Origin of the sequence: Bradyrhizobium sp. 186, assembly GCF_023101685.1 — a bacterium.
Taxonomy (GTDB): Bacteria; Pseudomonadota; Alphaproteobacteria; order Rhizobiales; family Xanthobacteraceae; genus Bradyrhizobium.
Map to the genome: position 1 here is coordinate 3,397,831 of NZ_CP082164.1, position 23,521 is coordinate 3,421,351.

The window sequence follows — 23,521 nt, forward strand, 5'->3', positions numbered from 1 at the left end:
TGTGCTAGGGGCGGATGAAGGGATGTCGGCCAAGCGCCGCTTGACGTCACAAAGAAGTCGGTCGTGATACGGGCCCTTATTCAGGCCAGCCGAGCCAGCCATTTTCTTGAGGCTAAGGACGTCGGAAGATGCTTCGCTACGTCAATCGAATACCATTGCCGCTTGTTGTCTTATTCTATCTAGCGATTATTGCCGCGGCAGGTATCGCAGCGAGCTATGGTTTGGAGAACTTGCGTGTTGTTCAAGTATTCGAATTGGACGAGCACCGGATGTTGTCTCTCATGCAGAGACATCTTGAGGAGCGAAGCTTAGATCCCCACGGGTTCTATATCTATGGCAATCTCTATGATTCAATCGGCTACGTAACACTCACCGCACTGCATTGGGCAGGTTGGAATGTAGACGTCCACCTTATAGGGCTGGTGCTACGCTTCCTGTCGCTGTGTTTCGGAGTGTTGGCCGCGTTGTCTCTTGCCTACCTTGCGATCTTGCTCGAGGTTCCTTTAACGGTCGCTGCGAGCGGTTCATTGTTGCTGCTTACGATGCCGGACTTCACTGTCTACATGAAGACGGTTCACCCAGACACGCTTCAAGCGGCATTGATCGTCGTTGCCATTTTAGTCACTTTGCGGAAACCCGGATTTATCGCCTCCTTGTGGGGCGGAATTCTAGCCGGTTTAGCGTTCGCAACCAAGTATTCCGGCGTGTTGGTCTTACCCATTTGTCTTTCCGCATTGTTCCTGCCGCACTTAGGCTGCAAGTTCGACAGAAGGCTGGTTGCGAGGTTGTTCGCGGAATTTGTGATTGTCGTTCTTGCGTTTCTTAGTGTTTTCGCTTTCACCAATCCTTATGCGGTAAGGGATTTTTCCGAATTTCGCCAGACGATGTCCTTCATGGCGAACTATGTTGGTACGGGTCATGGAAAGGTAGAGATCGCCGATCCGTTTGCTTGGCTAGTGCCGGCAACCCAGGAGTTCGGATATTTTGGCATCGGGTTCTTGTTGCTTGGCCTCGTGCTGTTGGTCATTCAGATCTTCGCTGCATTGAAATTAGACGGTATTCGCTCCAGTCTTCGTTGCCCGCGCTTCCAGAGGCGGCTCATCCTTATCATCTTTGTTGTATCGGCGTTGCTGCATCTAGTTCTCACCGTCCGCATTCGTGTGCCTAGATATGCCTACCACGTGTTGCCCTGCTGGATAGCGTTGGCGCTCGTCGGTTGGTATGAGTTCCTTGCCCAAGTCGCGGGCAGTCGACTGCGCTCATCGCTGCTCATGTCAGCGCTTCTTATCGGCGTGGCCGCACCCCAGATGTGGTATGACTTGCGCAACTTAGGAAGGGACACGAGAAAGCCTCAAGATCCGATGCTTGTTGCAGGTAATTCTTTGGCCAGTCGGTTCGATACATCGCAAAGAATCTTGGCCGACATGTACACTTATCTCCCACCCAAGTTCGCCTCAGTGGAATTTGTTGGCGGGATCACGCGAGGGGACATCGTCCGTTCAAAACCCGACATAATTATATTCAACGAGGTCACGACTGGTCGAATGGTTTGGAAAATGAGCGGGTCCAAATTCAAGGATATGAGATTCAGCGTGAATACATCCTACGGGGATCGCGCGGCGGAATCCAAGGAACTGATCGCCGATTTGCTTAAGGATGAAAATTGGACGACCTCCTATGAAGATGATCAAGCCATTGCGTTCAAACGCAACTAGAGTGCATTTCGGCTGCGTAGGGCTTGCGTAGCCGGCCCATATCACTCATTCCATACACATGTAGAAAAGCGGATGGAACGTTTCAGCGCCTCGAGCAAGTATTCCCGAAAACTCTTTGATCAGCTATCATGGCAATTTGGCAATCCTTGGATCACAAGATGAAAGCGGTTATTCTGGCGGGTGGTCTGGGCACCCGTATTGCGGAAGAGACCAGCACGCGGCCGAAGCCGATGGTCGAGATCGGCGGCCGGCCCATTCTCTGGCACATCATGAAGATCTACAGCCATTACGGCTTCAATGATTTCGTGATCTGCCTCGGCTACAAGGGCTACATGATCAAGGAGTACTTTGCGAACTACTTCCTGCACATGTCCGACGTCACCTTCCATCTCGCCGAGAACCGGATGGAGGTGCATCGCGAAACCGCCGAGCCCTGGCGGGTGACGCTGGTCGACACCGGCGAGGACACCCAGACCGGCGGCCGGCTGAAGCGGGTGCTGCCTTACGTCGCGAACGAGCCGTTCTTTGCGCTAACCTATGGCGACGGCGTCGCCGACATCGATCTCGCAGCCCAGATCGCATTCCACCGGGAACATGGCCGCGACGCAACCGTTTCGGTGGTGCGGCCGGCGCGAAGGTTCGGCGCGGTGACGATCGAGAACGGCCGGGTGGTCAATTTCGAGGAGAAGCCCCATGACGATGGCGGCTGGATCAATGGTGGTTTCTTCCTGCTCTCGCCCTCCGTCGGCGATCTGATTGCAGGCGACCAGACCGTGTGGGAGCGCGAGCCGATGGAGCAGCTTGCCCGCGGCGACCAGCTCCGTGCCTTCGTGCATCCCGGCTTCTGGCACCCGATGGATACCTTGCGCGATCGCAACTATCTCGAGGACGAGTGGGCCAACAACCGCGCCAAGTGGAGGATCTGGTGACAGATCCGGCATTCTGGCGCGGCAAGAAGGTCTTTCTGACCGGACATACCGGCTTCAAGGGTGCGTGGGCATCGCTGCTGCTGCGACGCTTCGGTGCCAGTGTCTATGGCTACGCCTTGCCGCCGACCCATCCATCGTCGCTGTTCATGGCGGCGCGGGTCGCCGACGACATCAAGCAATGCCTTGCCGACATCCGTGATCTCGACAGGCTGCGCGCGGCGCTGTTGGAAGCGCAGCCGGACGTGATCATTCACATGGCGGCACAGGCGCTGGTACGGCCGTCCTACGCCGAGCCAGTCGAGACTTTCGCGACCAATGTCATGGGAACGGTGCATGTGCTGGAGACGGCGCGGCATCTGCCGTCCGTGAAGGCCGTGCTGATCGTCACCAGCGACAAGTGTTACGAGAACGATGGCGGCCAGGCTGCCTTCCGCGAGGGCGATCGCCTAGGTGGCAACGACCCCTACAGCAACAGCAAAGCCTGCGCGGAACTGGTGACCTATTCCTATCGGCGAAGCTTCTTTGCCGAGAACGGCGCGGCGCGCATCGCGAGCGCGCGGGCCGGAAACGTGTTTGGCGGCGGCGACTGGGCGCGTGACCGCCTGGTACCGGATGCGATGCAGGCGTTCCTGGACCGTCAGCCGCTGCGCATTCGCAATCCCAATTCGGTGCGGCCCTGGCAGCATGCGCTCGATCCCATCCTGGGCTATTTCACCCTTGTCGAGAAGTTGGTCGCCGACGCGAGCTTTGCCGATGGCTGGAACTTCGGTCCGAATGCCGAAAGCGAGCAGCCGGTGCGGAACGTCGTCGAGCAGTTGCAAGCAATGTGGGGCGATGGCGCCGGTTGGACCAGCGATGATGGTCCGCATCCGCATGAAGCCGCCTTTCTGAGGCTTGACTGCGAACGCGCCTGCTCACAATTGAACTGGACGCCGCGTCTCGACCTCGTGCAGGGGCTGGGTCTCACTGTCGACTGGTACAAGGCGCATCAGCGCGGCCGGGATTTACGCCAAATCTCTCTCGAACAACTCGACCTCGTCCTCGATGGCGCCGTTGCGAACGGCACATCGCAGTCGGTATCCGAACCATCTCGCGGCGAGGTCGCCGCAGTCAACGCGAAGTCATTCACATGAAATCGGCGCCAGCATCCGCACGCGCGGCTCAACGAAGCCCGGAAGAGATCAGGGCATCGATCATGGAACTGGTGGAGGAATACTCCGCCCTGGCGCATGCGACGAAACCATTTGTCGCCGGCCAGTCGCCCGTGCCCGTGTCGGGACGCGTGTTCGATGCGAGCGACGTCAAGTCGCTGGTCGATTCCGCTCTGGATTTCTGGCTGACCACCGGGCGCTTCAATGAGGAGTTCCAGCAGAAGCTCGCCAAACGTGTCGGCGCGCGTTACGCGATGACCGTCAATTCCGGCTCCTCGGCCAACCTCGTCGCCTTCTCGGCGCTGACCTCGCCCTTGCTGCGCGACCGGCAGGTTCCAGCCGGAAGCGAGGTGATCACGGCGGCGACCGGATTCCCGACGACCGTCAATCCCGCGATCACGCAGGGCATGGTGCCGGTGTTCGTCGACGTCGACATTCCCACCTACAACATTATTCCCGAACGCGTGGAAGAGGCGATCACGCCGAACACGCGCGCAATCATGGTGGCGCATACGCTCGGCAATCCCTTCGATGTCGGCAAGATCGCCGATATCGCCAAGCGGCACAAACTCTGGCTGATCGAAGATTGTTGCGATGCGCTCGGTGCGACGTTTTCGGGACGTCATGTCGGCACGTTCGGCGACATCGGCACGCTCAGCTTCTATCCGGCCCACCACATCACGATGGGCGAGGGCGGCGCGGTCTTCACCAGCCATCCGGCACTGCGGCGGGCCATGGAAACGTTCCGCGACTGGGGACGCGACTGCTATTGCGATCCCGGCAAGGACAACACCTGTCAACGCCGCTTCGACTGGCAGCTCGGCGAGCTGCCCCATGGCTATGACCACAAATACATCTACAGCCATCTCGGCTTCAACCTGAAGATCACCGACATGCAGGCAGCGGTCGGCGTGTCCCAGCTCGACCATCTCGAAGACTTCATCGCCGCCCGGCGGCGGAATTTCGCTCTGTTGAAGAGCGGGCTGAAGCCGCTCGAGGAATTCTTCATCCTGCCTGAGCCGACGCCGAACAGCGAACCCTCCTGGTTCGGCTTCGTGTTGACGGTCCGCGAGGGGGCGCCGTTCAAGCGTGACGCGATTGTGCGCCATTTGAACGAACGCGGGATCGGCACAAGGCTGCTGTTCGGCGGCAATCTGGTGCGGCAACCCTACATGGCCGGACGGAATTTCCGCGTGCACGGCTCGCTCGCCAACAGCGATACGATCATGAACCAGACCTTCTGGATCGGCGTCTATCCGGCACTCGGCGATGAGCACATCGGTTACGTGCTTCAGGTGATCCAGGATTTCTGCGCCGCCCAGACCCGCGGCGCCTAGGGTGGGAATGACGCGATGACCGGAGCACAGTACATTGCGGAATTCCTGGCGCGGGTCGGAAGCGATCGGGTCTTTCTCCTGACGGGCGGCGCCTGCGCGTTCATGATCGATGCGATCGCGCAGCATCCGAAGCTCCACTATACCTGCTTCCAGCACGAGCAGGGCGCGGCGATGGCCGCGGACGCGCTGTGGCGTGTCAGTCACAAGGTCGGCGTGACCCTGGCGACCTCGGGCCCGGGAGCGACCAACCTCATCACGGGCATCGCCACCTCCCATTTCGATTCCATTCCCTCCCTGCACATCACCGGTCAGGTGAACCAGCGCGAGAGCAGCGCATTCCACGGCGCGAATGTGCGTCAGGCCGGGTTCCAGGAAACCAGGATCGTGGAGATGGTCCGGCCGGTCACGAAATATGCCGTGATGGTCACGAGCGTGGCCGAGCTGCGCGAAGAGCTGGCCAAGGCCTACTCGATCGCAATGTCAGGCCGCATGGGTCCGGTGCTGATCGACGTCCCCATGGACATCCAGCAGGCCGAAGTCGGAGACGACATCCTGCTTCCGTCGAGATTGGCGCCGGCGGCCGAGGAGCCGGCGAAGGTGCTCGCGGATCTGAAGCAGACGCTGGCCGATGCGGCGCGCCCGGTCGTTCTATGGGGAGCAGGCGTGGGGCTCGCTGGTGTCGAGCGCGACGTTGCGGACTGGCTGCGGCAGAGCGGCCTGCCGTTCGTCTCGAGCTGGGCCGGCCTGAGCTTCTTCGATCATGATCATCCGGGCTTCCTCGGACAGATCGGCGTTTACGGAAATCGCGGCGCGAACTTCGTTCTGCAGAACGCTGACGCCGTGATCGTGCTCGGCAGCCGGCTCGACAACCGCCAACGCTCCGGCAATACCAAGCAGTTCGCGGCCGGCGCCACCGTCCACGTCGTCGACATCGACCAGGAGGAACTGGCCAAATATCGCAACGACGGCTATCGCGTCAGTCACCTGGATTTTGCCGAGCTGCCGGAAGTGTTGGGCGGGCTCGATACCCGGCCGCCGAGCCGGGAGTGGGGTGGCTATGTCGCCGAGATGAAGCAGCGCTATTACCACAAGGAGGTCAGCACCTCGGCGGCGCGATTGAACTCATTGTCGCCCTACGACGTGATCCGCCGGGTCAACGAGATCGTCGCGGAGGACGCAATCGTCATCGGCGACACCGGTGCCGCGGTTTGCTGGCTCTATCAGGCGTTCAAGGTGAAGCGTCACACCCTGTTCAATCCGGGCGGCAACTCGCCGATGGGATACGCGTTGCCGGCCGCGATCGGAGCCAAGATCGACCGCCCGGACCGACAGGTCATCTCCTATAACGGTGACGGCGGTTTTCATCTCAACATCCAGGAGCTCCAGACCGTCCGGCACAACAAGCTCGATATCGCGATCATCGTCATGAACAACGGATCGTACGGCATCATCAAGCAGTTCCAGGACAGCTACATGCAGAGCCGTTACAGCGCCTCGCGCGACGGCCTGAGCTTTCCGGATTTCGGGGCGCTCGCGGCAGCCTACGGCCTGCGCTACGCTCGCATCGAGCGTCTCGAGCAGATCGAGCCGGGACTGTTCTCGGGCGGGCCGATCGTGATCGACGTGATGCTGAGCGAACACACGCTGATCGAGCCCAAGCTCGAGATGGGACGTCCCATCAACGATCAGTTTCCCTATCTCGGCGAGAGCGACTACGCGGCAGGCAACCGCTTCGTGGACTATCCGAGACCGGCTTCGTTGCGAACCACGTAGGATGGATCCGGCGACAGGTCACATCAGAGCATTGGCGGGATCGCGATGCGTATATTCGTGACGGGCGCCACGGGCTTTCTGGGGTCTTACGTCGCAGAAGACCTGGTCGCGCAGGGACATGACGTCGCGGTGCTGCTGCGACCCGGCACCAGGCCGTGGCGGCTGGCGCCGGTCCTGGACCGCCTCACCGTCATCGAGGGGGCGCTGGACGACCCGGCAGCGCTCGGGACTGGACTTCATTCCTTCGCGCCAGATGCCGTCGTGCACATGGCTTGGCGCGGGGTTGGCAACAGCGAACGCAACAGCGGGGATCAGGCGCGCAACATCGTCGATGCCGTGGAGTTGGCTGAGCTCGCCGCAGAGGCAGGTGCAACGATTTTCCTGGGCGCGGGATCGCAGGCCGAATACGGCCCCTACGATCGCGCGATCGCCGAGAGCGACGTGGCGCGGCCGACGACACTCTACGGCATTGCCAAGCTCGCGAGCGGTTTGATGACCGAGCGGCGCTGTGCCGAGCGCGAGCTACGCTTCGCCTGGCTGCGCATATTCTCGACTTACGGTCCGAAAGATGGCGAGGCGTGGCTGATTCCGAACCTGATCCGCACCCTGCGCGCCGACGGACATATGGCGTTGACCGCCTGCGAACAGCGCTGGGGCTTCCTGCATGCCCGCGATGCGGCAGCCGCCGTCCGCCTCGTCCTTGGCAGCCCGGTGGCGCAAGGCGTCTACAATCTCGGCAGTCCCGACGCCCCACAGCTTCGCGATACCGTGATGCGGCTGCACGAGCTGATCGGCGCCGGCGAACTTGGCTTTGGCGAAGTGCCGTATCGGCCGGACCAGGTTATGGTGCTGGCTGCGAACATGGCGCGGCTGGAAGCTTTGGGCTGGCGTCCGATGGTCGGGCTCGATCAGGGGCTGCGTGAAACGTTAGCCTGGCACGAAGCCGCGGAGCAGGGCGCGAAGTGAGCCTGAAGGTTTAAGTTTTGGGCGGCTCGTCGAAATTGACGCGCTCGCGCTCGAACACGACGGGCTTTTCGCGGACCTGGCCGTAGATCGCCAGAATGTATTCCCCGAGCATGCCCATGAAGAAGAGCTGGACACCGCCGAAGAAGAACATCGCGACGATGAGGGTCAGGATGCCGGGCTCGGCAAGGCGCTGATAGAGGAGCAGGCCGAGCAGCAGGTTGATGACGGCGTAGGCGATGCTCGCGAAGGAGAGCACGAAGCCCGCATAGAGGCCGAAGCGCAGCGGCGCCGAGGTAAAGGAGACCAGCCCGTTGATGCCCTGGTCGATGAGCGCTGCCGCGCGGTTTTTCGACAGCCCCTTCTTGCGTGCGCGCCAGGTGTAGGGCACGCCGACGGCGCGGCCGCCGCATTCGAAGGTCATCATGCGCATGAACGGGTAGCCGTCGCGGACGCGCCGCATCCGCTCGACGACGTTGCGGTCAACGAGCTGGAAGTCGCCGACGCCTGGCGGCACCTTGATCTCGGAGAAGCGGGTCAGCATCCGGTAATAGGCGCCGCGAAAGCCGCGCATCAGCCGTCCTTCCTCCCGCACCGCGCGAATGCCGTAGACGATCTCGTTGCCGGCTTCCCACAGCTTGACGAAGTCGGGGATCAACTCCGGCGGATCCTGCAGGTCGGCCGGCATGAACAGAAGCACGGCATCGCCGCTCGAGGACATCACGCCGTTGAAGGTGTTGCGGAGCGGCCCGAAATTGCGCGCATTGATGATGATCCGCACCGATTTGTCGGTGGCAGCGATGTCCCGCAGAATTTCCAGGGTACGATCGTCCGAGGCGTTGTCGCAGAAGATGTGTTCGCGCTGATAGCCGTGGAGCTTGTCGTCAAAGATCCGGCGAACTGCCTCGTAGCAGTCCCTGACATTGAGCTCTTCGTTGAAGCACGGGGTAACGATACTGATGGTCTTCACTATTGAATCCCCGATGGATTGGCGGCACGCAAGCGAGTCTTGTTATCACACGGGCCTACGTCCGAAATTTAAAATTTGACCAACAGGGTTAGACTTGACAAGACAAGCAGTGAACTTGCCACGAAGCTGGGAAGGAAGCTAGGCACCCACTATCGCTTGCCCTCTTTTCCCAATGAAATCATGAGCGCTGCCCCGAACCACCGCAGTGCCAATTCGACCGAGATAGAGAGTGAGCGATCGTCCCCAACTCAGTTCAGTTCTGACATGTATCGGCCGTGGCAATGTGGGCTGGGTCGTTTCTGTGGTAATCGCCGGGTGCTCGCTCTTTAGTGCTTGTTGGACCATCTGGTGGATGGACCGCGGCTTCGACTTCACGGACGAAGCCTTTTACCTCATGTGGGCCCAAGAGCCAGCGCGGTTCAAGATAGCATACGGATTGTTCGGCTACGGCCTGCACCCGCTCTTCGAATTGGTCGGAGAATCGGTTGCGGGCCTGCGGCGACTCGCAGCGCTTATCGCTGCTGCGCTGGGAGCGCTCGCGTCGCTGACGATGCTGAGCTACGTGCGTATTCCACTTCGGAGTCCGGCTGCTCTCCAGATATTGAGTTCATCGGCTCTACTTCCGTTTTCATACTACGTATTCTGGATCCCTACCCCTTCATATAATTGGTTCGCGCTCATCAGTGGACTTTTTTTGGTCTGCGCATTGGCCGATCTTCTCAGATCCGAGCGACTACCCCGATCCGCTTTTTTCGCGAGCGTTTCTGCAACATTGATACTGTTTTCCCGGCCGCAGAACGCCTTAGCTTACGGGTGCGTCTATTTGGCTGCGGCTCTGTTTTTCGCCTCCAACACAAGGCGCGTAAGCAAGCTTCTGCTAGCCGCGGGCGTATGGACAGTGGCGCTTCTGACAATGGTTGCGTGGTGGATGCCGCTCAACATCGTCTTGCGACAAATTCAGTCATACTTAGCAACATTCGGAGCAAGCCATCCAGTTCATTCAAGTCTCCTTGTAAGCCTTGCGAGCTTTTTTCAGACCAGCGGTCTCTTGTTTCTGTGCTCAGGGCTAATCTTTCTTATCACGTCAGTACTACACAGGTACGAGCGTCTGATCCCATGGCTGGCAGTCTTACAAATTTGCGCGAGCGGGGCCATTGCACTGGACGTGGTTCTCAATCTCACCACAAGCAATTTCGTGTATCGGATTGGCCCGACTACAGGAGCCATCGCCTATACGGTTCTCTCAATTTGTCGCCTTCGAGCAGACGCAGATCAACGATTTATAACTCTTATGGGATGGGCTTCGCTTATTCCGCTCGCGGCTACCTTCGGCAGTACCGATCGCATTTCCGAGCAGCTCAATTTCTTCTGCGGGATCTGGGGCATCATAACTACTGTTGCGTCTTATCGCGCGCTGCACCGGTTCTGGTGCGCAGGTATCACTGTGGCGTGGGTAGTGCTTGTATCTGCTGCCGTTCAAATCGGATTGGCTGAGCCGTATAGGCTGGCGTCACCAGTCAAGATGCAACTCAATCCCACTCGAGTAGGAAACGGGTCAATGGTCAAGCTCGATGAGAAAACGAGCAAGTTTGTAACCGACCTGCAGGAACGTGCGAAAGTTAGCGGGTTTTGTGACGGTGATTCAGTATTGGATCTCGGGAGTGCTTCACCTGGAGTGGTTTTTGCGATTGGCGGGCGTGCGCCCACATTCCCATGGATCTTTGCGGGATACTCGTTCTCGGAACGATTTGCTCAACAAGTTATCGGTCAGACTGATCCGCAAGTACTTGCTCGCACGTGGCTCGTCCTCAGCGAATCACCTCGCACTTTCACGCCAGCTCAGATCCAGGCGATTGGTATCGACTTGTCTTCTTATAGGCGTGTGGTCAAACTAGACCATCCGGTCACGGGTTATCCTGTGAGCCTATTCGCGCCGCCACAACTTCACCCCTGCTAGCCGTGGGCGAAACGAGAATAGATCGGCTCATCGATACGTCCGTGCAAATTGGCAGCGGTCGATCCTCTAGAATGACAGCCGGTGAGAAGGGATTTCTCAGGCTAATGCTCCCTTCTCAAGCATACGCCAAGCGGCACGCCATGCCAGCCGGGATGTTGCGGCAACGTCCGTAAGCCTTTGATTCAACAGGTCAACTAGGCGGCGTGGAATCGGTTAGTTCCCTTGCGCTAACCGGTAAGATGCTGGTAATAAACGATCATCGATCGGGCTGGGGCATCCAATCGCGGTCCGCATCCGTCAATCTATCGGGGATATTGCAGGCATGATCAGAGTTGGCCTGCTTGGCTGTGGGCGCATAGCCAAGCGTCACGCGGATTTGCTGGGCGGTGGGCATATCAAAGGTGCGGTCCTTGCCGCCGTTTGCGATGAACTCCCGGAGCGGGCAAATCAATTTGCAAGCCGGTATCAGGTTCCTGCGTACCACAGCATCGCGGATTTCCTCGATCGGTCCGATGTGGATATGGTTTCCATTCTTACGCCGAGTGGATTGCATGCCCTGCATGCAATCGAGGCCGCGAAGGCGGGAAAGCACGTCATCGTCGAAAAGCCGATGGCCTTACGGCTTGAGGATGCTGATTCCATGATCCAGGCCTGCGATGCGGCGGGTGTGAAGCTATTCGTCGTGAAGCAGAACCGCTTCAACATTCCGGTACTGAAGGCCCGTGAGGCGTTGCTGACCGGCAGGTTCGGCAAGTTGATTCTCGGCACCGTGCGTGTGCGATGGTGTCGGGATCAGGCCTATTACGATCAGGACAAATGGCGTGGAACCTGGGCTTACGACGGCGGGGTCCTTGCCAATCAGGCCAGCCATCACGTCGATATGCTTGAATGGTTTTTCGGCGACGTCGTGAGCGTGCATGCGCGAGCCGCCACGGCGCTTGTGAACATCGAGGCAGAGGATACGGCTATTGCGACCTTGAAATTTCGCAACGGTGCGCTGGGTATCATCGAGGCTACAACAGCAGTGCGGCCGAAGGATCTGGAAGGCTCGCTCTCGATTTTGGGCGAAAAGGGAACGGTCGAGATTGCGGGGTTCGCGGTCAACAAGATCCGGCATTGGCAATTTCGCGACGAGCTGCCCTCCGACGCGGACGTCATCGAAAACTTCTCGGTCAATCCTCCCAACGTGTATGGGTTCGGGCATCAGGCCTATTACGAGCATGTTGTCGATTGTTTGAGAAACCACAGCCCAGCGCTGGTTGATGGGCTCGAAGGACGCAAGAGCCTGGAGCTCATCTCGGCTCTGTACGAATCGATCGAGACCGGCAAGGAAGTCGAGCTCTACTTCAATCCCAAGCAATGTCGGCTGGGCGTGGGATCATGAACGTGCCGCACGTCACCGAGGTTGACGTCCGCGATGTGACGTTCGGATTTCGCGTCAAGATCGTCAAGCCCTGCAATCTCTATGGTTGCGAGATCGGTGATGATTGCTTCATAGGGCCGTTCACGGAAATTCAGAAGACGGCGAAGATAGGGGCCAGGACGCGCGTCCAGTCACACGCGTTTGTCTGCGAGCTCGTGACCATCGGTGAAGACTGCTTCATCGGTCACGGAGCTGTTTTCATCAACGACACCTTTTCGACGGGGGGGCCCGCTCGCGGCGACAAGGGGCTTTGGCGCGCGACATCCGTTGGCAATCGGGTATCGATCGGTTCAAATGCCACAATCCTTCCCGTCCGGATCTGCGATGATGTGGTCATTGGAGCCGGGGCCGTCGTGACCAGCGATATCACCGAGCCCGGCTTCTATGTGGGAAATCCCGCTCGAAGCCTCGTCCGGAAACAGATCAGACAGCTGTGACTGAGGGGACGCGATGAACGTACCGTTTGCGGATCTCAATCTTCAATATCACACCATCAAGGACGAAATCGACCAGGCGATCGCTTCGGTTATTCGCGACAGTGCATTTATCCGTGGGCCTTACGTCGATGCCTTCGAGCAGGAGTTCGCTGAAGCCGTCGGTGTGAGCCATTGTGTCTCCTGTGCAAACGGAACGGATGCTCTTTATATCGCGATGCGGGCTCTCGGTATCGCAGCCGGGGCCGAAGTCATCACGACCGCGCATTCATGGATAAGTACTTCGTCCATGATCACCCATAGCGGCGCCAATGTGGTCTTCTGTGATACCGACGCGCGCACCTTCACGATAGACCCGGCCGCGATCGAAAACGCGATCACGCCGCAGACGGTCGGAATCATCCCGGTTCACCTCTACGGGCAACCTGCGGACATGGACGCGATCATGGCGATCGCGCGCAAACACAAGCTCTGGGTTCTGGAGGACTGCGCGCAGGCCCATTTGGCGCGATATAAGGGCCAGCAGGTCGGCACCTTCGGTGAGGCCGCGACGTTTTCGTTTTATCCTGGCAAGAACCTCGGTGCGATGGGGGACGCCGGCGCCATCGTAACCAACGATGCTGCCCTTGCGACCCGCATGGCCAAAATTGCGCGGCACGGCGGGTTGACCAAGCATCAGCATGAGGTGGAAGGAATCAATAGCCGGCTCGACGGCTTGCAGGCCGCGATCTTGTCAGTGAAGTTGCGACACCTCTCGGCCTGGACGAACGCGCGCAGGGCAGCTGCCGCAATCTATGATGCCGGATTGAGCCAAATACAAAATCTGACTATTCCTTATCTCGCGGCCGAGCGTGAGCACGTCTACCACTTGTACACGGTCCAGCACCCGCGTCGTGACGAACTGGCCCGGCATTTGAACGCAAATGGCGTCCAGACGGCGGTCAACTATCCGACTGCTTTGCCGTTTCTTCAGAGCTACAAGCGCCTGGGTCTGCGGCCGGAGGAATTCCCGAACGCGCATCGCCATCAAAGCCGTATTCTCTCGCTGCCCATGTTCTCCGAGATCACAACTGCTCAGCAAAGTGTTGTCATTGATCTGGTTGCTACGTTTGGCCCATCCTAGATCGTCCAATCGCCTGGGCCGATCCTTGATCGCGGCGGGATTCGGTCCCCTCGCGTCGCAGGCGTTTGCGATCGCACTTCTTCCGGTCCTGTTCCGTCTTTACGCTCCCGCTGATTTTGGCGTTTGGGCGGCTATCCAGGCGGCGGCGATTACCGCCGGCTCGCTGCTCTCCTTTCGCTTTGACTTGGGTCTGGTGATTGAGCGCGACTCCGCCGTCGCCAGCGACCTCTTTTTTGCGACCGTATGCGTCGTTTGCGTCATGTCGCTCGTGCTCGGCTCCCTGACCGCCATATCCATGAGCTCAATCCAAGAGTTCGGAATCGGCCCGGCATCTGCAGCGTTGGGGTGTGGCTGGTTGTCCCTCGTCGGGTTCGGCGTCGTGCTTCAATCTTGGTTGATGCGTGAGGGAGCATTTGCCAAAATCTCGACTGGCGTTGTGCTGAATGCGCTGGCAACCAATCTCGTCCAGCTCGGTGGGGCTCTCAGCGGTGACGGCGTATGGCTGGTGGTTGGTAGTGTTGTTGGACAGGCGGCCGCAACGCTTTTCTATGCTCGCAGCGTCCAGCAGTCCGCCGACGCCCCGATCTGTTCCATGAATGCGAACGCGATGATGGCTGCTCTGGTCTCCAACAGGCGCTTCCCGCAGTTCTCGCTTCCCTTCACGGTGCTTTCACTGCTCCGCGAGCGTGCGCCGGTCCTCATCGCTGGAGCATTCGGTACGGCTGCGCAGGTCGGCCTCTACAGCCAGGCCTGGAGATTGACGCACCTTCCGTCAGCATTCACCAGCTCGGCATTGAGGCCCGTGTTTTTTCACCGCGCGGCCACCGAAGGACTTGCCGCTCAACACGAAGCGGTCGACCGGATCATACGATGGCTGCTCATTGTGAGCAGTCCATGGATCGCCCTGCTCGTGTTTGGAGGTGACGAACTCTTCGGATTCGTTCTCGGGCCTCGATGGCAGGGGGCGGGGGGACTCTCTGCTCTCCTCGTGCTGCCAGCGTCGTTCTTCATGCTGACGAATTGGATGGACCGGCTTCTCGATTCGATTGGCCGTCAGGATCTCAATCTGAGGCTGGAAGCCGTTGCTGCGATCAGCTCTGTCGGTTGTCTGTGGGCCGTTCTTGCGTCCGGTCGATCGTTGTCGGAAGCTGTTGCTCTGCAAAGCGCTGCGCTGACTGTCAGCTACGTTCTAGTCCTGCGAATTTGCTATGCTGCGGCGGGTTGGTCCAGTTCGGGATTGGTGAGGTCGATCGCTGTCGCCTGCATCCTCGGCGCAGCCGTTTTCGCCCTGCTTGCCGTGCTTGCGCGCCTGCTCGAACCTGTCGCGGTGATTGTATTTGGCATCCTGCTGGCCGGCGTCATAACCGCTTTCGCTCTGTTGCGGGCAAGGAGGGAGTTGGGATGATTACCATCGTCGATTATGGAGTGGGAAATCCCGGCGCTCTCGTGAACATGCTGGAGTTCATCGGCTATGAGGCGCGAATTACCAACCAACCGTCAGCCATTCTCGAGGCCAGTCACCTCTTGCTGCCCGGTGTTGGTGCGTTCGATGCTGCAATGCAGAGGCTGCGCGCTTCGAATCTCATTCCCGCACTCGAGAAGGCGACCTTTGTCCGCGGAACCCCGCTGCTAGGTGTCTGCCTGGGCATGCAGCTGCTCGGCCGCGGCAGTGAAGAGGGCGCCTCCGATGGACTCGGCTGGATCCAGGCGGACACGGTTCGGATGCGACCGGATTCCGCCCTCAAACTCAAGGTGCCGTTTATGGGATGGGCGGATATCGAGGCCGTGCAAGGCGCCAAATTGTTTACTGACGATAGTCAGTTTCGCTTCTACTTCACTCACAGCTATCGCATGCAATGTCACGATGCCGCCGACGTGGCGGCGACCTACCAGTTTGACCAGCCCATCGTCTGCTCCGTGCAGCACGATAACATTTACGGAGTCCAGTTCCATCCGGAAAAGAGCCATCGGTTCGGGATGAAGCTGCTCAGCAACTTTGTCGAGAGAACCGTAGGATGAGACCTCGCGTCGTTCCGGTCCTGCTGCTCGATAGCCGGCGTCGCCTTGTCAAGACGCGCCGTTTCGGCGAGCCGATCTATGTCGGCGATCCCTTCAATGTCATCCGCATCTTCAACGAGAAGGAAGTAGACGAGATCTGCGTGCTCGACATCAACGCTACGGTCGAGCAAAGGCGGCCGGATGTAGGGTTCATTCGCGAGCTTGCGAGTGAGTGCTTCATGCCGCTGAGTTACGGCGGCGGCGTGACCTCGGTGTCGGATGCGTCCCCGATCTTCGCGGCTGGTGTCGAGAAGATTGTGCTTGGTCGCGCGGGTACGGACGCGCGAATAATCCGGGCGCTTGCCGATGAATTCGGATCTCAAGCCGTGACGGTCTGCGTCGACTGCAAGAACACCCCAGAGGGGTGGCGGGCTGTGGTCGACCGCGGTCTTGTCGTGACGCCCCTCGATCCGGTCAGGTTGGCGCAGGAGGCTGAAGCTGCCGGCGCTGGCGAGATCCTGTTGCAGAATGTTGATCGCGACGGAGAGCGCAGCGGGTACGATCTCGAGCTGATCTATCGAGTGTCCCGGGCCGTGGAGCTCCCCTTGATGGCGCTGGGAGGTGCAGGCGAGCTGCGGCACCTGGTGGAAGCCCTCGTCGCCGGCGCATCGGCCGTGGCCTCTGGCAGCACCTTCGTGTTTCTCGGGCGGCTGCGGGCGGTCCTCATTACGTACCCTTCGACGGGCGACATCGAGCAGATGCGAGCGAACCTCCAGAGGGAGTGCTGATGTCGCAAAACAGCCAGCGATACCAGGTGTGTTCGATCTGTGTGATGGACAGTAACAATCCTGGCGTGACCTTCGATGAATCCGGCCAGTGCGTGTGCTGTCGGGACGCCCTCGCGCGTAAGCCGCATGAGTGGTGGCCGACGAAGGAAGGGTACAACCGGCTCGAGAAAACGGTCGAGCGCATCAAGCGGGAGATGGCAGCGAAGCCCTACGATGTCATGATCGGCCTGAGCGGCGGCGTGGACAGCGCTTACCTGGCCCATCTTCTCAAGCGTAAGTTCAACCTCCGGATGATCGCCGTTCATGTTGACGGCGGCTGGAATACGGAAGCAGCAGTCCGCAACATAGAGAAGATCGTCAGGCAACTCGACATCGATCTCTACACCCACGTGGTCGAGTGGGAGGAAATGCGGGACCTGCAACTTGCCTACCTGAAAGCGTCGGTCTTCAATCAGGACGCGCCTCAGGACCATGCGTTTTTCTCGACCCTGTACCGCCTCTCGAAAAGGTTCGAGCAGAAGTTCTTCCTTAGCGGCGTCAACTTCAGCGGCGAGAGCGTGCATGTTCCTCGGGGCGGGTATCCCGCCATGGACGCGCGCAATCTGCGCGCCATTCACCGCAGTCACGGTGTCGGCACCCTCGACACCTTCCCTCTGCTTGAGCCGCTGCACTATCTTTGGCTGGCGCGTATTCGGAAGCAACTTCAAATCGTGAAGCCGCTCGACTACCTTCCCTATGACAAGGAGGCTGCAAAGCGCGAATTGATCGCGACGTACGGTTTCGTCGACTACGGCGCCAAGCATCAGGAAAGCCGCTTTACGAAGTTCTATCAGGAAATTTACCTGCCGGTACGCTACGGTTTCGACAAGCGCCGGCTCCACTGCTCGGCCTTGATCGTTGCCGGGCAAATGACGCGCGACGAAGCGCTTGAACAACTCGAACGGCCGCTGACGACCCCGGAGCAGGCGGCGAGGGACAAGCGATTTGTGGCGAAAAAGCTTCGAATTTCGGTCGAGGAGTTGGACCGTCTTGTGGCTCTGCCTCCTGTGCCGCACCAGAAATACGCGAACAGCCAAACTCTGTATCGCTTCAACGGCGTGTTGCGCAAGCTGGTGAGGGGGCGCTTGTGATGCTTGCAATGAGTTACATTGCAGCCGGTTTGGCAATCTCGTGCGCAGCTTTGTATCTGTGGTGCCGCCTAGGGCGGTATGTGACGGCATCGTCCATTCTGCTCGGCTTTCTCCTGCTCGTCCACGGACCGGCCTACCTCGTTTATATCCTCGCTCGCGCTCCCGGATCGACGATATATGAAAGTATCAACGGAGCGCAGGATCTGCAGGCCGTCATTCTCTCGCTCAATGTTTCGATCGCGTTGATGTTCATTGGCATGATCGTCGGCATTGAATTGGTGGATCGACTGTCGCCGTTCCGAGCCCGACAACTCCGGGCTGCGTTGCAAGCGTGGAATGCTCAACGAATCGAGGCTGGTCACCACCGTCCTTGGCTGTTGGCCGGTGTCGTTGCTTTGATGGTGGCTTTCATGGCAACGATCTCGATCAGCGAGCATCATTTGTCGGTTATTCGAGGCTATCTGGCGGTGGTGGGAAGTGAGTTCGACAAGATTGCCTATCGCCAGCAATTTGGTGGGAGCCAGAGTTATCCGTACAGAGTGCTTCTTAGTTCCCTGACGCCGATGCTGATCGTGTGGGCGGGCCTCTCAGCATGGATTCAAAGGTGGTGGCTGCTGTCGTTGTTGACCGTCGGGTTGTTCGCATTGACCATCGTTGGAAAGCTCGACACACTCAGCAAGGCGCCGGCTGCGCTCTTCATCATTCAGCTCGTCCTGGTTGGCTTCCTGATCCGCCGCAACGACGTGAGCTGGAGGGTCGCACTCGCGGGCCTGGTTGCAGTGAGTATCATTTTCTATCCGGTCATTCGGGTTGCCGTGCCCGAAGTGGACGCCTGGAACACGCTGGGCTTTCTTTATTATCGGATCTTTGACAATTCGAACGAGGCCGCTCTGGAGTTCTTCGCCACTTTCCCGCACCACATGCCTCATGGTTGGGGGGCGAACATCCGCCCCGTCGCTTACCTCTTGGGTCGGGTTTATGCGCCATCCTATCTCGAAGTCCTACGGCTCTGGCATGGCGGCGGCGGTTCGAGCGTGACGGCGATGTTTATTGCTGACGCCTGGGTCGATTTCTCCTATGTCGGCGTGATCGTGTTCAGCGTCCTCGCGGGGACGATCTGTCGGGCCATCGACATCCTTTTCCTGGTGCGCGGCAAGACGGTGCTTTCACTTGCCGTGCTGGCGAGCACGTTTATCGGAGTCTACCACCTGATGATATCCGCGTTGCCGGCGGCTCTGCTTTCGGGGGGACTAGTGAGCGGACCCGCCATAGCGGTCATGATTCTGAAGGTGCAGCATTTCCTGGATGGTCGTTCGAAGATCGCCGCAGTCGCGTCGGGCCAAACGTCAAACGCCGAGCTAAGGTAGCTGAACGATGAAGCGGTTCGGCACATGAATCTGGATTACTGGGCTCAGCGTCTGTTGCTTCGTGCGACATGCAAGCTCGATGTCGGGGCTCGGTTAACGAGTAAAGCGCGCGTGCGCAACATCGCGGGCGACAGTTCGCTTATTACGATCGGCCGAGGCAGCATAATCCAAGGTGAGCTTCTCACATTCGCGCACGGGGGACGGATAAGGCTCGGGCAATGGTGTTACGTCGGCGAACACTCTCGTATCTGGTCCGCGGCGGAGATCACCATTGGCCATAGGGTGCTGATCGCGCACTCGGTCAACATATTCGACAATCTCACTCATCCCATTCGCGCGGCGGAGCGTCACTCCCAGTTCAAGCAGATCGCGCAAACGGGCCATCCACGTGAGCTCGCCCTCGGCGAGAAGCCGGTCATGATTGAAGATGACGCCTGGGTCGGTGCGGGATCTTTCGTCCTGCGTGGTGTAACGATCGGACGAAGTGCGATTGTCGCGGCGGGCGCGGTGGTTACAAGCGACGTTCCCGCTTACTGTATTGCGGCCGGCAATCCGGCTTCGATCGTGCGAGAACTCTCGGCAGATGAACGCTGACGGGGGGCGATGGATGCGTCTTTTCGAGAATATCGGACTCGGCCCAGCCTATTCGAAGGTATTTCGCCAGCTCGCGTCGCCGCGTTCGTTTGACGAAGGCATAGTGCAGTTTCTCGAACATCGCTATGGAGCTGCGCACATTCTTGAGCCGGTAGAGACGAGGCAGTCGAACGCGTTCTGCGCATTGGGAGACGAGCCCCAAATGCAATCGTTGTGGTCCGCCGAACATGGGCTGGCGACGAGAGATCTCGAGGAAATATTGCTCGCGCAGATCGAGCACCACCGAACGGAAGTATTCTACAATCTGGATCCCCTGCGTTATGGCAGCGCGTTTGTCCGCAGACTCCCGGGCTGTGTGAAAAAGACACTCTGCTGGCGCGCTGCGCCATCCGGCAATGCGGATCTAAGCGGGTACGATCTCGTCGTTTGCAATTTTCCGTCGATCTTGGCCGACTGGCGGGAGAGGGGCTGCCGCGCTGAATATTTCCATCCGGCGGTGGACCCTATCATGGCGGAGTATGTCCTCGGAGATCGTCAAATAGACGTGCTGTTCTTCGGCAGCTATTCGCGTCATCACCTGGCCCGTGCCAAGGTCTTGGACGGGGTGGCGCAGTTGAGAGGCGAGTGGAAGATTGTCTACTGCCTGGATGCGTCTCGATCGACGCAGCTTGCAGAGGCCTTTCCGCTGGCAAGTCTCGGGTATTTTGATAAGTACCGCCGGCCGCCCGCGGTTGTGGCCGTCGCGCAGGCCCCGGTTTGGGGCAGGCAGGCTTACGAACTGCTAGGGCAAGCGAAGATCGTGCTCAACGGAGCTATTGACATGGCGGGCAACGACAGAGGGAATATGCGCTGCTTTGAAGCGATGGGGTGTGGTGCGCTGCTGCTCTCGGACGCCGGCCGGTATCCGGACGGGATGGAGGACGGCAAAACGTTCGCGGCGTACCAAAGCCCGGAGGAGGCCAGGAGTTTGGCCCAGAACTACCTTTCCGACACGGAGGCACGCTCAAGAATCGCGAGAATGGGCCGGGAAACCGTAAATAGACTTTACAACAAGTCGGTGCAGTGGCAGCGCTTCAACGAAATCGTAGCGAATATGTGAACCGATGCATCTTCACCCTCTGACCTTCCGACTTAAGCGCGCCGTGGATGCTGCGGCCATTCCGTTCTATCGGCTGCGAGGTTCGCAGCCTTGGACCCTTGGTTATCACACCACAAAACAACGCGCGATCGAAGCCGCGATCGACACCGATGCGGTGGCTGTGGGCAAAGAGCTTCCTCCAATGTTCGGCGCAGCTCTGGACGAGCGGGTCGTTGAATATGCGTGGGTCTTCGGTCATCTTCGGCGAGCCGGGCCGACCGGCCGGCTCCTTGATGCAGGCTCCATTTTCAACCACGACTATCTCTTGCGTCGACCGCCACTGCAGGGAAGCGATCTCACCATTATGACGCTCGCGCCCGAGAAGCAGTGCTTCTGGCATAGTGGGATTTCCTACGTCTTTGGCGATCTGCGTGACACCTACTTCAAGGACGGGGCTTTCGACACGATTGTCTGCATTTCGACCATTGAGCATGTCGGGCTCGACAACACTCTACTTTACACGTCGGACCGTGAGCGTGCGGAGTGCGATGAAAGGGGTTTCGTCGCCGCCGCAAAGGAATTCCGCCGCATCATCAAACCGGGAGGCGTGTGCTACATTTCTTTTCCTTATGGAGCCCGGCTCAACTTAGGATGGTACCAAGTCTTTGACGACGCCATGGTAGAGCAGATTGTCGAGGCTTATGGACCTAGCGAGCACAGCGTCGAATACTTCTCCTATACCAAGCAAGGATGGCGGCGTGCTTCGGCCGTTGAAGTCGAACGGTCGATTCCTTTCGACGTGCATAGTGGAACCGGAAAAGGTGATGACCGCGCGGCGTCGTCGAGGGCAATCGCTTGCTTGCGCCTTGTGGCGTAGAGGCGAACGTTGATATTGTGAATAGTGCATGAACCAGAAGTTTTCGTCTTGGGAGGAGGCCGTGCTCTGGTTGCGGGACCAGCCGGATCGTTGTCAGCTGGTTCTTGACGCTTACTACGACGATCCCCTGCTCGATGCGGCTGAACGGTATCGTTCGAGCGAGGAGTGGCGTCACATATCCTCCTATTTGAACGGTCGAACCGGGACCGCGCTCGACGTCGGGGCGGGACGAGGCATTGCCAGCTACGCTCTGGCACGTGAGGGATTCCAGGTCGTTGCGCTGGAGCCCGACCCTGGCCGCGTCGTAGGAGCAGGAGCCATACGCGAGCTGGCTGACAGAAACGCGCTTGCGATCGAGGTCGTTGAGGAATTCTCGGAGCGCCTGCCGTTCGACGATAGCTCCTTCGATGTGGTTTTTGCCCGGGCAGTACTTCATCACACCCGAGATCTGAATGCAGCCTGCAAGGAGATGCATCGTGTCCTCAAGCCGGGAGGGATTTTCGTCGCCGTGCGTGAGCACGTGATCAGCCGGGAATCCGATCTCGAAGCCTTCCTGAATCAACATCCGCTTCATCATCTCTACGGAGGCGAACACGCTTTCCTGTTGAGTAGCTATCTGGACGCAGTTAAGGGAGCTGGCTTTTGCGATGTGACTGTTCTCACGCCGCTCCGGAGCCCGATCAACCTATTCCCGCATACGTCGGGCACGTTGCGAGAACTGATCGCGGAGCGGTTGTGCCGAGTGCTTCCGCTTCGTTCGGTGTGGCAAACGATCCTGAGGTGGGATCCGCTTTTTCGTGTTATGTTGTCAGCTGCCGAACGTTTTGATCATCGGCCGGGGCGCCTCTATTCATTCATCGCGCACAAGGCGGCCGCATGACTACCTGGGTAACTGGCGCGAACGGCTTCATCGGACGATATCTGACCCGGACACTGGCCGATTCCGGCCAAGCTGTATCTGGCGTTGGCCATGGCGCGATTGGGGAGCCCGATAAGCAACTCCTGGGTATGCGCCATTGGCTTAACGGCGAGATCGAAGCGGCCAATCTCAACGCACTGGCTGCCCAGACCGGTATGCCCACGGTCGCATTTCATTTGGCCGGCGGATCCTCCGTGGGAGCATCCATTACGCAACCGTATGAGGACTTTTCACGCACAGTGGTGACGACCGCGCGCCTGCTGGATTGGCTGCGGACCGCTGCACCGGAATGCCGGCTCGTTGTCGTTTCCAGTGCGGCGGTCTACGGCGCCGCACACAAGGGCCCCATTGCTGAAAGCGCTGCGACGGAGCCGGTATCTCCGTATGGAGAGCACAAGCTGATGATCGAGCACCTTTGCCGCAGTTACGCGACGACGTTTGGATTACGCAGCACGATCGTGCGGCTGTTCTCTGTTTACGGAGCGAACTTGCGCAAGCAACTTCTCTGGGATCTTTGCGTGCGTTTGCGTGATGGTGCCTGCGCGTTGACTCTCGGCGGCACCGGCGGAGAGAAACGCGACTGGACCGAAGTGCGTGACGTGGCGCGGCTATTGGCGCGCGTTGGCAGCAATTCTCCCGTGCAACCGGTCGACATCATAAATGGTGGCTCGGGCATTGCGACCACTGTTGCGGATGTTGCGCAATCTCTTGCGAACAGTTGGGGGGGCGGAATTCAAGTTGAGTTTTCGGGGGCGGTCCGGGCGGGCGATCCGTTCAGTCTGGTCGCTGACCCTGCTCGCTTGAACGCTCTGCCCTTTGACTGGAGCATTTCTTACCAAGCAGGCGTTGCCGAGTACGTGGCTTGGTTCAAGGAGTAATTCCGTTGAGCCGATCGTCTCTCAGGGTTGCATTCACGTTCATTCCGCGCCGCCTCCATGCAGGAGGATTCAACTATCTCCGAAACCTGTTTACGGCGCTCGATAGATATTGTCCCG

General features: G+C 59.1%; 21 protein-coding genes. 20 read left to right on the top strand and 1 reads right to left on the bottom strand.

What is annotated here, in order from left to right; genetic code table 11:
* Window positions 1-128: 128 nt before the first annotated feature.
* The 6 genes from IVB18_RS16220 to IVB18_RS16245 all read left to right on the top strand — a co-directional run bounded on the left by IVB18_RS16220 (window position 129) and on the right by IVB18_RS16245 (window position 7,871).
* Complete coding sequence (locus IVB18_RS16220) at window positions 129-1,715, top strand: hypothetical protein (protein ID WP_247990042.1); 1,587 nt, start codon at window positions 129-131, stop codon at window positions 1,713-1,715.
* A 158-nt stretch (window positions 1,716-1,873) separates the two neighbouring features.
* Window positions 1,874-2,644: a glucose-1-phosphate cytidylyltransferase gene (gene rfbF / locus IVB18_RS16225; protein WP_247990043.1), complete on the top strand. Its 771-nt coding sequence runs from the start codon at window positions 1,874-1,876 to the stop codon at window positions 2,642-2,644.
* Entirely contained in the window at window positions 2,641-3,777 is a 1,137-nt protein-coding gene (rfbG, locus tag IVB18_RS16230; RefSeq protein WP_247990044.1) for a CDP-glucose 4,6-dehydratase, read from the top strand. Before rfbF ends, rfbG begins: the two co-directional genes overlap by 4 nt.
* The gene (rfbH, locus tag IVB18_RS16235) at window positions 3,774-5,132 is read left to right on the top strand and encodes a lipopolysaccharide biosynthesis protein RfbH (protein ID WP_256476889.1); all 1,359 of its coding nucleotides are present in this window, start codon (window positions 3,774-3,776) and stop codon (window positions 5,130-5,132) included. The genes rfbG and rfbH overlap by 4 nt, the downstream gene beginning before the upstream one ends.
* A 15-nt stretch (window positions 5,133-5,147) precedes the next feature.
* Window positions 5,148-6,905, top strand: coding sequence for a thiamine pyrophosphate-binding protein (locus IVB18_RS16240; protein WP_247990046.1), 1,758 nt, complete (start codon window positions 5,148-5,150; stop codon window positions 6,903-6,905).
* 45 nt (window positions 6,906-6,950) lie between these two features.
* On the top strand, window positions 6,951-7,871 hold the full coding sequence (locus IVB18_RS16245; protein WP_247990047.1) for an NAD(P)-dependent oxidoreductase: 921 nt from the start codon (window positions 6,951-6,953) through the stop codon (window positions 7,869-7,871).
* A 10-nt stretch (window positions 7,872-7,881) separates the two neighbouring features.
* Here IVB18_RS16245 and IVB18_RS16250 read toward each other — a convergent pair whose 3' ends face one another.
* Entirely contained in the window at window positions 7,882-8,838 is a 957-nt protein-coding gene (locus IVB18_RS16250; RefSeq protein ID WP_247990048.1) for a glycosyltransferase family 2 protein, read from the bottom strand.
* 229 nt (window positions 8,839-9,067) lie between these two features.
* On the opposite strand from IVB18_RS16250, the gene IVB18_RS16255 reads away from it, so the two are divergent.
* From IVB18_RS16255 to IVB18_RS16320, 14 genes are all read left to right on the top strand, one after another.
* Entirely contained in the window at window positions 9,068-10,795 is a 1,728-nt protein-coding gene (locus IVB18_RS16255; protein ID WP_247990049.1) for a hypothetical protein, read from the top strand.
* Window positions 10,796-11,117: 322 nt separating this feature from the next.
* Complete coding sequence (locus tag IVB18_RS16260; RefSeq protein WP_247990050.1) at window positions 11,118-12,179, top strand: Gfo/Idh/MocA family oxidoreductase; 1,062 nt, start codon at window positions 11,118-11,120, stop codon at window positions 12,177-12,179.
* The gene (locus IVB18_RS16265) at window positions 12,176-12,655 is read left to right on the top strand and encodes an acyltransferase (protein WP_247990051.1); all 480 of its coding nucleotides are present in this window, start codon (window positions 12,176-12,178) and stop codon (window positions 12,653-12,655) included. The genes IVB18_RS16260 and IVB18_RS16265 overlap by 4 nt, the downstream gene beginning before the upstream one ends.
* Window positions 12,656-12,668: 13 nt before the next feature.
* On the top strand, window positions 12,669-13,775 hold the full coding sequence (locus IVB18_RS16270) for a DegT/DnrJ/EryC1/StrS family aminotransferase (protein ID WP_247990052.1): 1,107 nt from the start codon (window positions 12,669-12,671) through the stop codon (window positions 13,773-13,775).
* Window positions 13,776-13,800: 25 nt separating this feature from the next.
* Window positions 13,801-15,180, top strand: coding sequence for an oligosaccharide flippase family protein (locus tag IVB18_RS16275; RefSeq protein WP_247990053.1), 1,380 nt, complete (start codon window positions 13,801-13,803; stop codon window positions 15,178-15,180).
* Window positions 15,177-15,794, top strand: a complete 618-nt coding sequence (gene hisH / locus IVB18_RS16280; RefSeq protein WP_247990054.1) for an imidazole glycerol phosphate synthase subunit HisH — start codon at window positions 15,177-15,179, stop codon at window positions 15,792-15,794. The genes IVB18_RS16275 and hisH overlap by 4 nt, the downstream gene beginning before the upstream one ends.
* Window positions 15,791-16,561, top strand: a complete 771-nt coding sequence (locus IVB18_RS16285) for a HisA/HisF-related TIM barrel protein (RefSeq protein ID WP_247990055.1) — start codon at window positions 15,791-15,793, stop codon at window positions 16,559-16,561. The genes hisH and IVB18_RS16285 overlap by 4 nt, the downstream gene beginning before the upstream one ends.
* Window positions 16,561-17,691 carry an N-acetyl sugar amidotransferase gene (locus IVB18_RS16290; protein ID WP_247990056.1) on the top strand — a complete coding sequence of 377 codons (1,131 nt, stop codon included), beginning with the start codon at window positions 16,561-16,563 and terminating at the stop codon, window positions 17,689-17,691. Before IVB18_RS16285 ends, IVB18_RS16290 begins: the two co-directional genes overlap by 1 nt.
* An 8-nt stretch (window positions 17,692-17,699) precedes the next feature.
* Window positions 17,700-19,058 (top strand): oligosaccharide repeat unit polymerase, encoded by a 1,359-nt coding sequence (locus tag IVB18_RS16295; protein WP_247990057.1) that lies wholly within the window; start codon window positions 17,700-17,702, stop codon window positions 19,056-19,058.
* A 24-nt stretch (window positions 19,059-19,082) separates the two neighbouring features.
* Window positions 19,083-19,652, top strand: coding sequence for an acyltransferase (locus tag IVB18_RS16300; RefSeq protein ID WP_247990058.1), 570 nt, complete (start codon window positions 19,083-19,085; stop codon window positions 19,650-19,652).
* A gap of 13 nt (window positions 19,653-19,665) precedes the next feature.
* Window positions 19,666-20,751, top strand: a complete 1,086-nt coding sequence (locus IVB18_RS16305) for a glycosyltransferase (protein ID WP_247990059.1) — start codon at window positions 19,666-19,668, stop codon at window positions 20,749-20,751.
* Window positions 20,752-20,794: 43 nt separating this feature from the next.
* Complete coding sequence (locus IVB18_RS16310) at window positions 20,795-21,607, top strand: methyltransferase domain-containing protein (protein WP_247990060.1); 813 nt, start codon at window positions 20,795-20,797, stop codon at window positions 21,605-21,607.
* Between the two features lie 28 nt (window positions 21,608-21,635).
* Window positions 21,636-22,487, top strand: a complete 852-nt coding sequence (locus IVB18_RS16315; protein ID WP_247990061.1) for a class I SAM-dependent methyltransferase — start codon at window positions 21,636-21,638, stop codon at window positions 22,485-22,487.
* Window positions 22,484-23,404: an SDR family oxidoreductase gene (locus IVB18_RS16320; protein WP_247990062.1), complete on the top strand. Its 921-nt coding sequence runs from the start codon at window positions 22,484-22,486 to the stop codon at window positions 23,402-23,404. The genes IVB18_RS16315 and IVB18_RS16320 overlap by 4 nt, the downstream gene beginning before the upstream one ends.
* Window positions 23,405-23,521 lie beyond the last annotated feature (117 nt).

Coding starts and splice junctions, on each gene's coding strand:
- IVB18_RS16220 (WP_247990042.1), top strand. CDS start 129: ATGCTTCGCTACGTCAATCGAATACCATTGCCGCTTGTTGTCTTATTC.
- rfbF (WP_247990043.1), top strand. CDS start 1,874: ATGAAAGCGGTTATTCTGGCGGGTGGTCTGGGCACCCGTATTGCGGAA.
- rfbH (WP_256476889.1), top strand. CDS start 3,774: ATGAAATCGGCGCCAGCATCCGCACGCGCGGCTCAACGAAGCCCGGAA.
- IVB18_RS16240 (WP_247990046.1), top strand. CDS start 5,148: ATGACCGGAGCACAGTACATTGCGGAATTCCTGGCGCGGGTCGGAAGC.
- IVB18_RS16245 (WP_247990047.1), top strand. CDS start 6,951: ATGCGTATATTCGTGACGGGCGCCACGGGCTTTCTGGGGTCTTACGTC.
- IVB18_RS16260 (WP_247990050.1), top strand. CDS start 11,118: ATGATCAGAGTTGGCCTGCTTGGCTGTGGGCGCATAGCCAAGCGTCAC.
- IVB18_RS16265 (WP_247990051.1), top strand. CDS start 12,176: ATGAACGTGCCGCACGTCACCGAGGTTGACGTCCGCGATGTGACGTTC.
- IVB18_RS16270 (WP_247990052.1), top strand. CDS start 12,669: ATGAACGTACCGTTTGCGGATCTCAATCTTCAATATCACACCATCAAG.
- hisH (WP_247990054.1), top strand. CDS start 15,177: ATGATTACCATCGTCGATTATGGAGTGGGAAATCCCGGCGCTCTCGTG.
- IVB18_RS16285 (WP_247990055.1), top strand. CDS start 15,791: ATGAGACCTCGCGTCGTTCCGGTCCTGCTGCTCGATAGCCGGCGTCGC.
- IVB18_RS16290 (WP_247990056.1), top strand. CDS start 16,561: ATGTCGCAAAACAGCCAGCGATACCAGGTGTGTTCGATCTGTGTGATG.
- IVB18_RS16295 (WP_247990057.1), top strand. CDS start 17,700: ATGAGTTACATTGCAGCCGGTTTGGCAATCTCGTGCGCAGCTTTGTAT.
- IVB18_RS16300 (WP_247990058.1), top strand. CDS start 19,083: ATGAATCTGGATTACTGGGCTCAGCGTCTGTTGCTTCGTGCGACATGC.
- IVB18_RS16305 (WP_247990059.1), top strand. CDS start 19,666: ATGCGTCTTTTCGAGAATATCGGACTCGGCCCAGCCTATTCGAAGGTA.
- IVB18_RS16315 (WP_247990061.1), top strand. CDS start 21,636: ATGAACCAGAAGTTTTCGTCTTGGGAGGAGGCCGTGCTCTGGTTGCGG.
- IVB18_RS16320 (WP_247990062.1), top strand. CDS start 22,484: ATGACTACCTGGGTAACTGGCGCGAACGGCTTCATCGGACGATATCTG.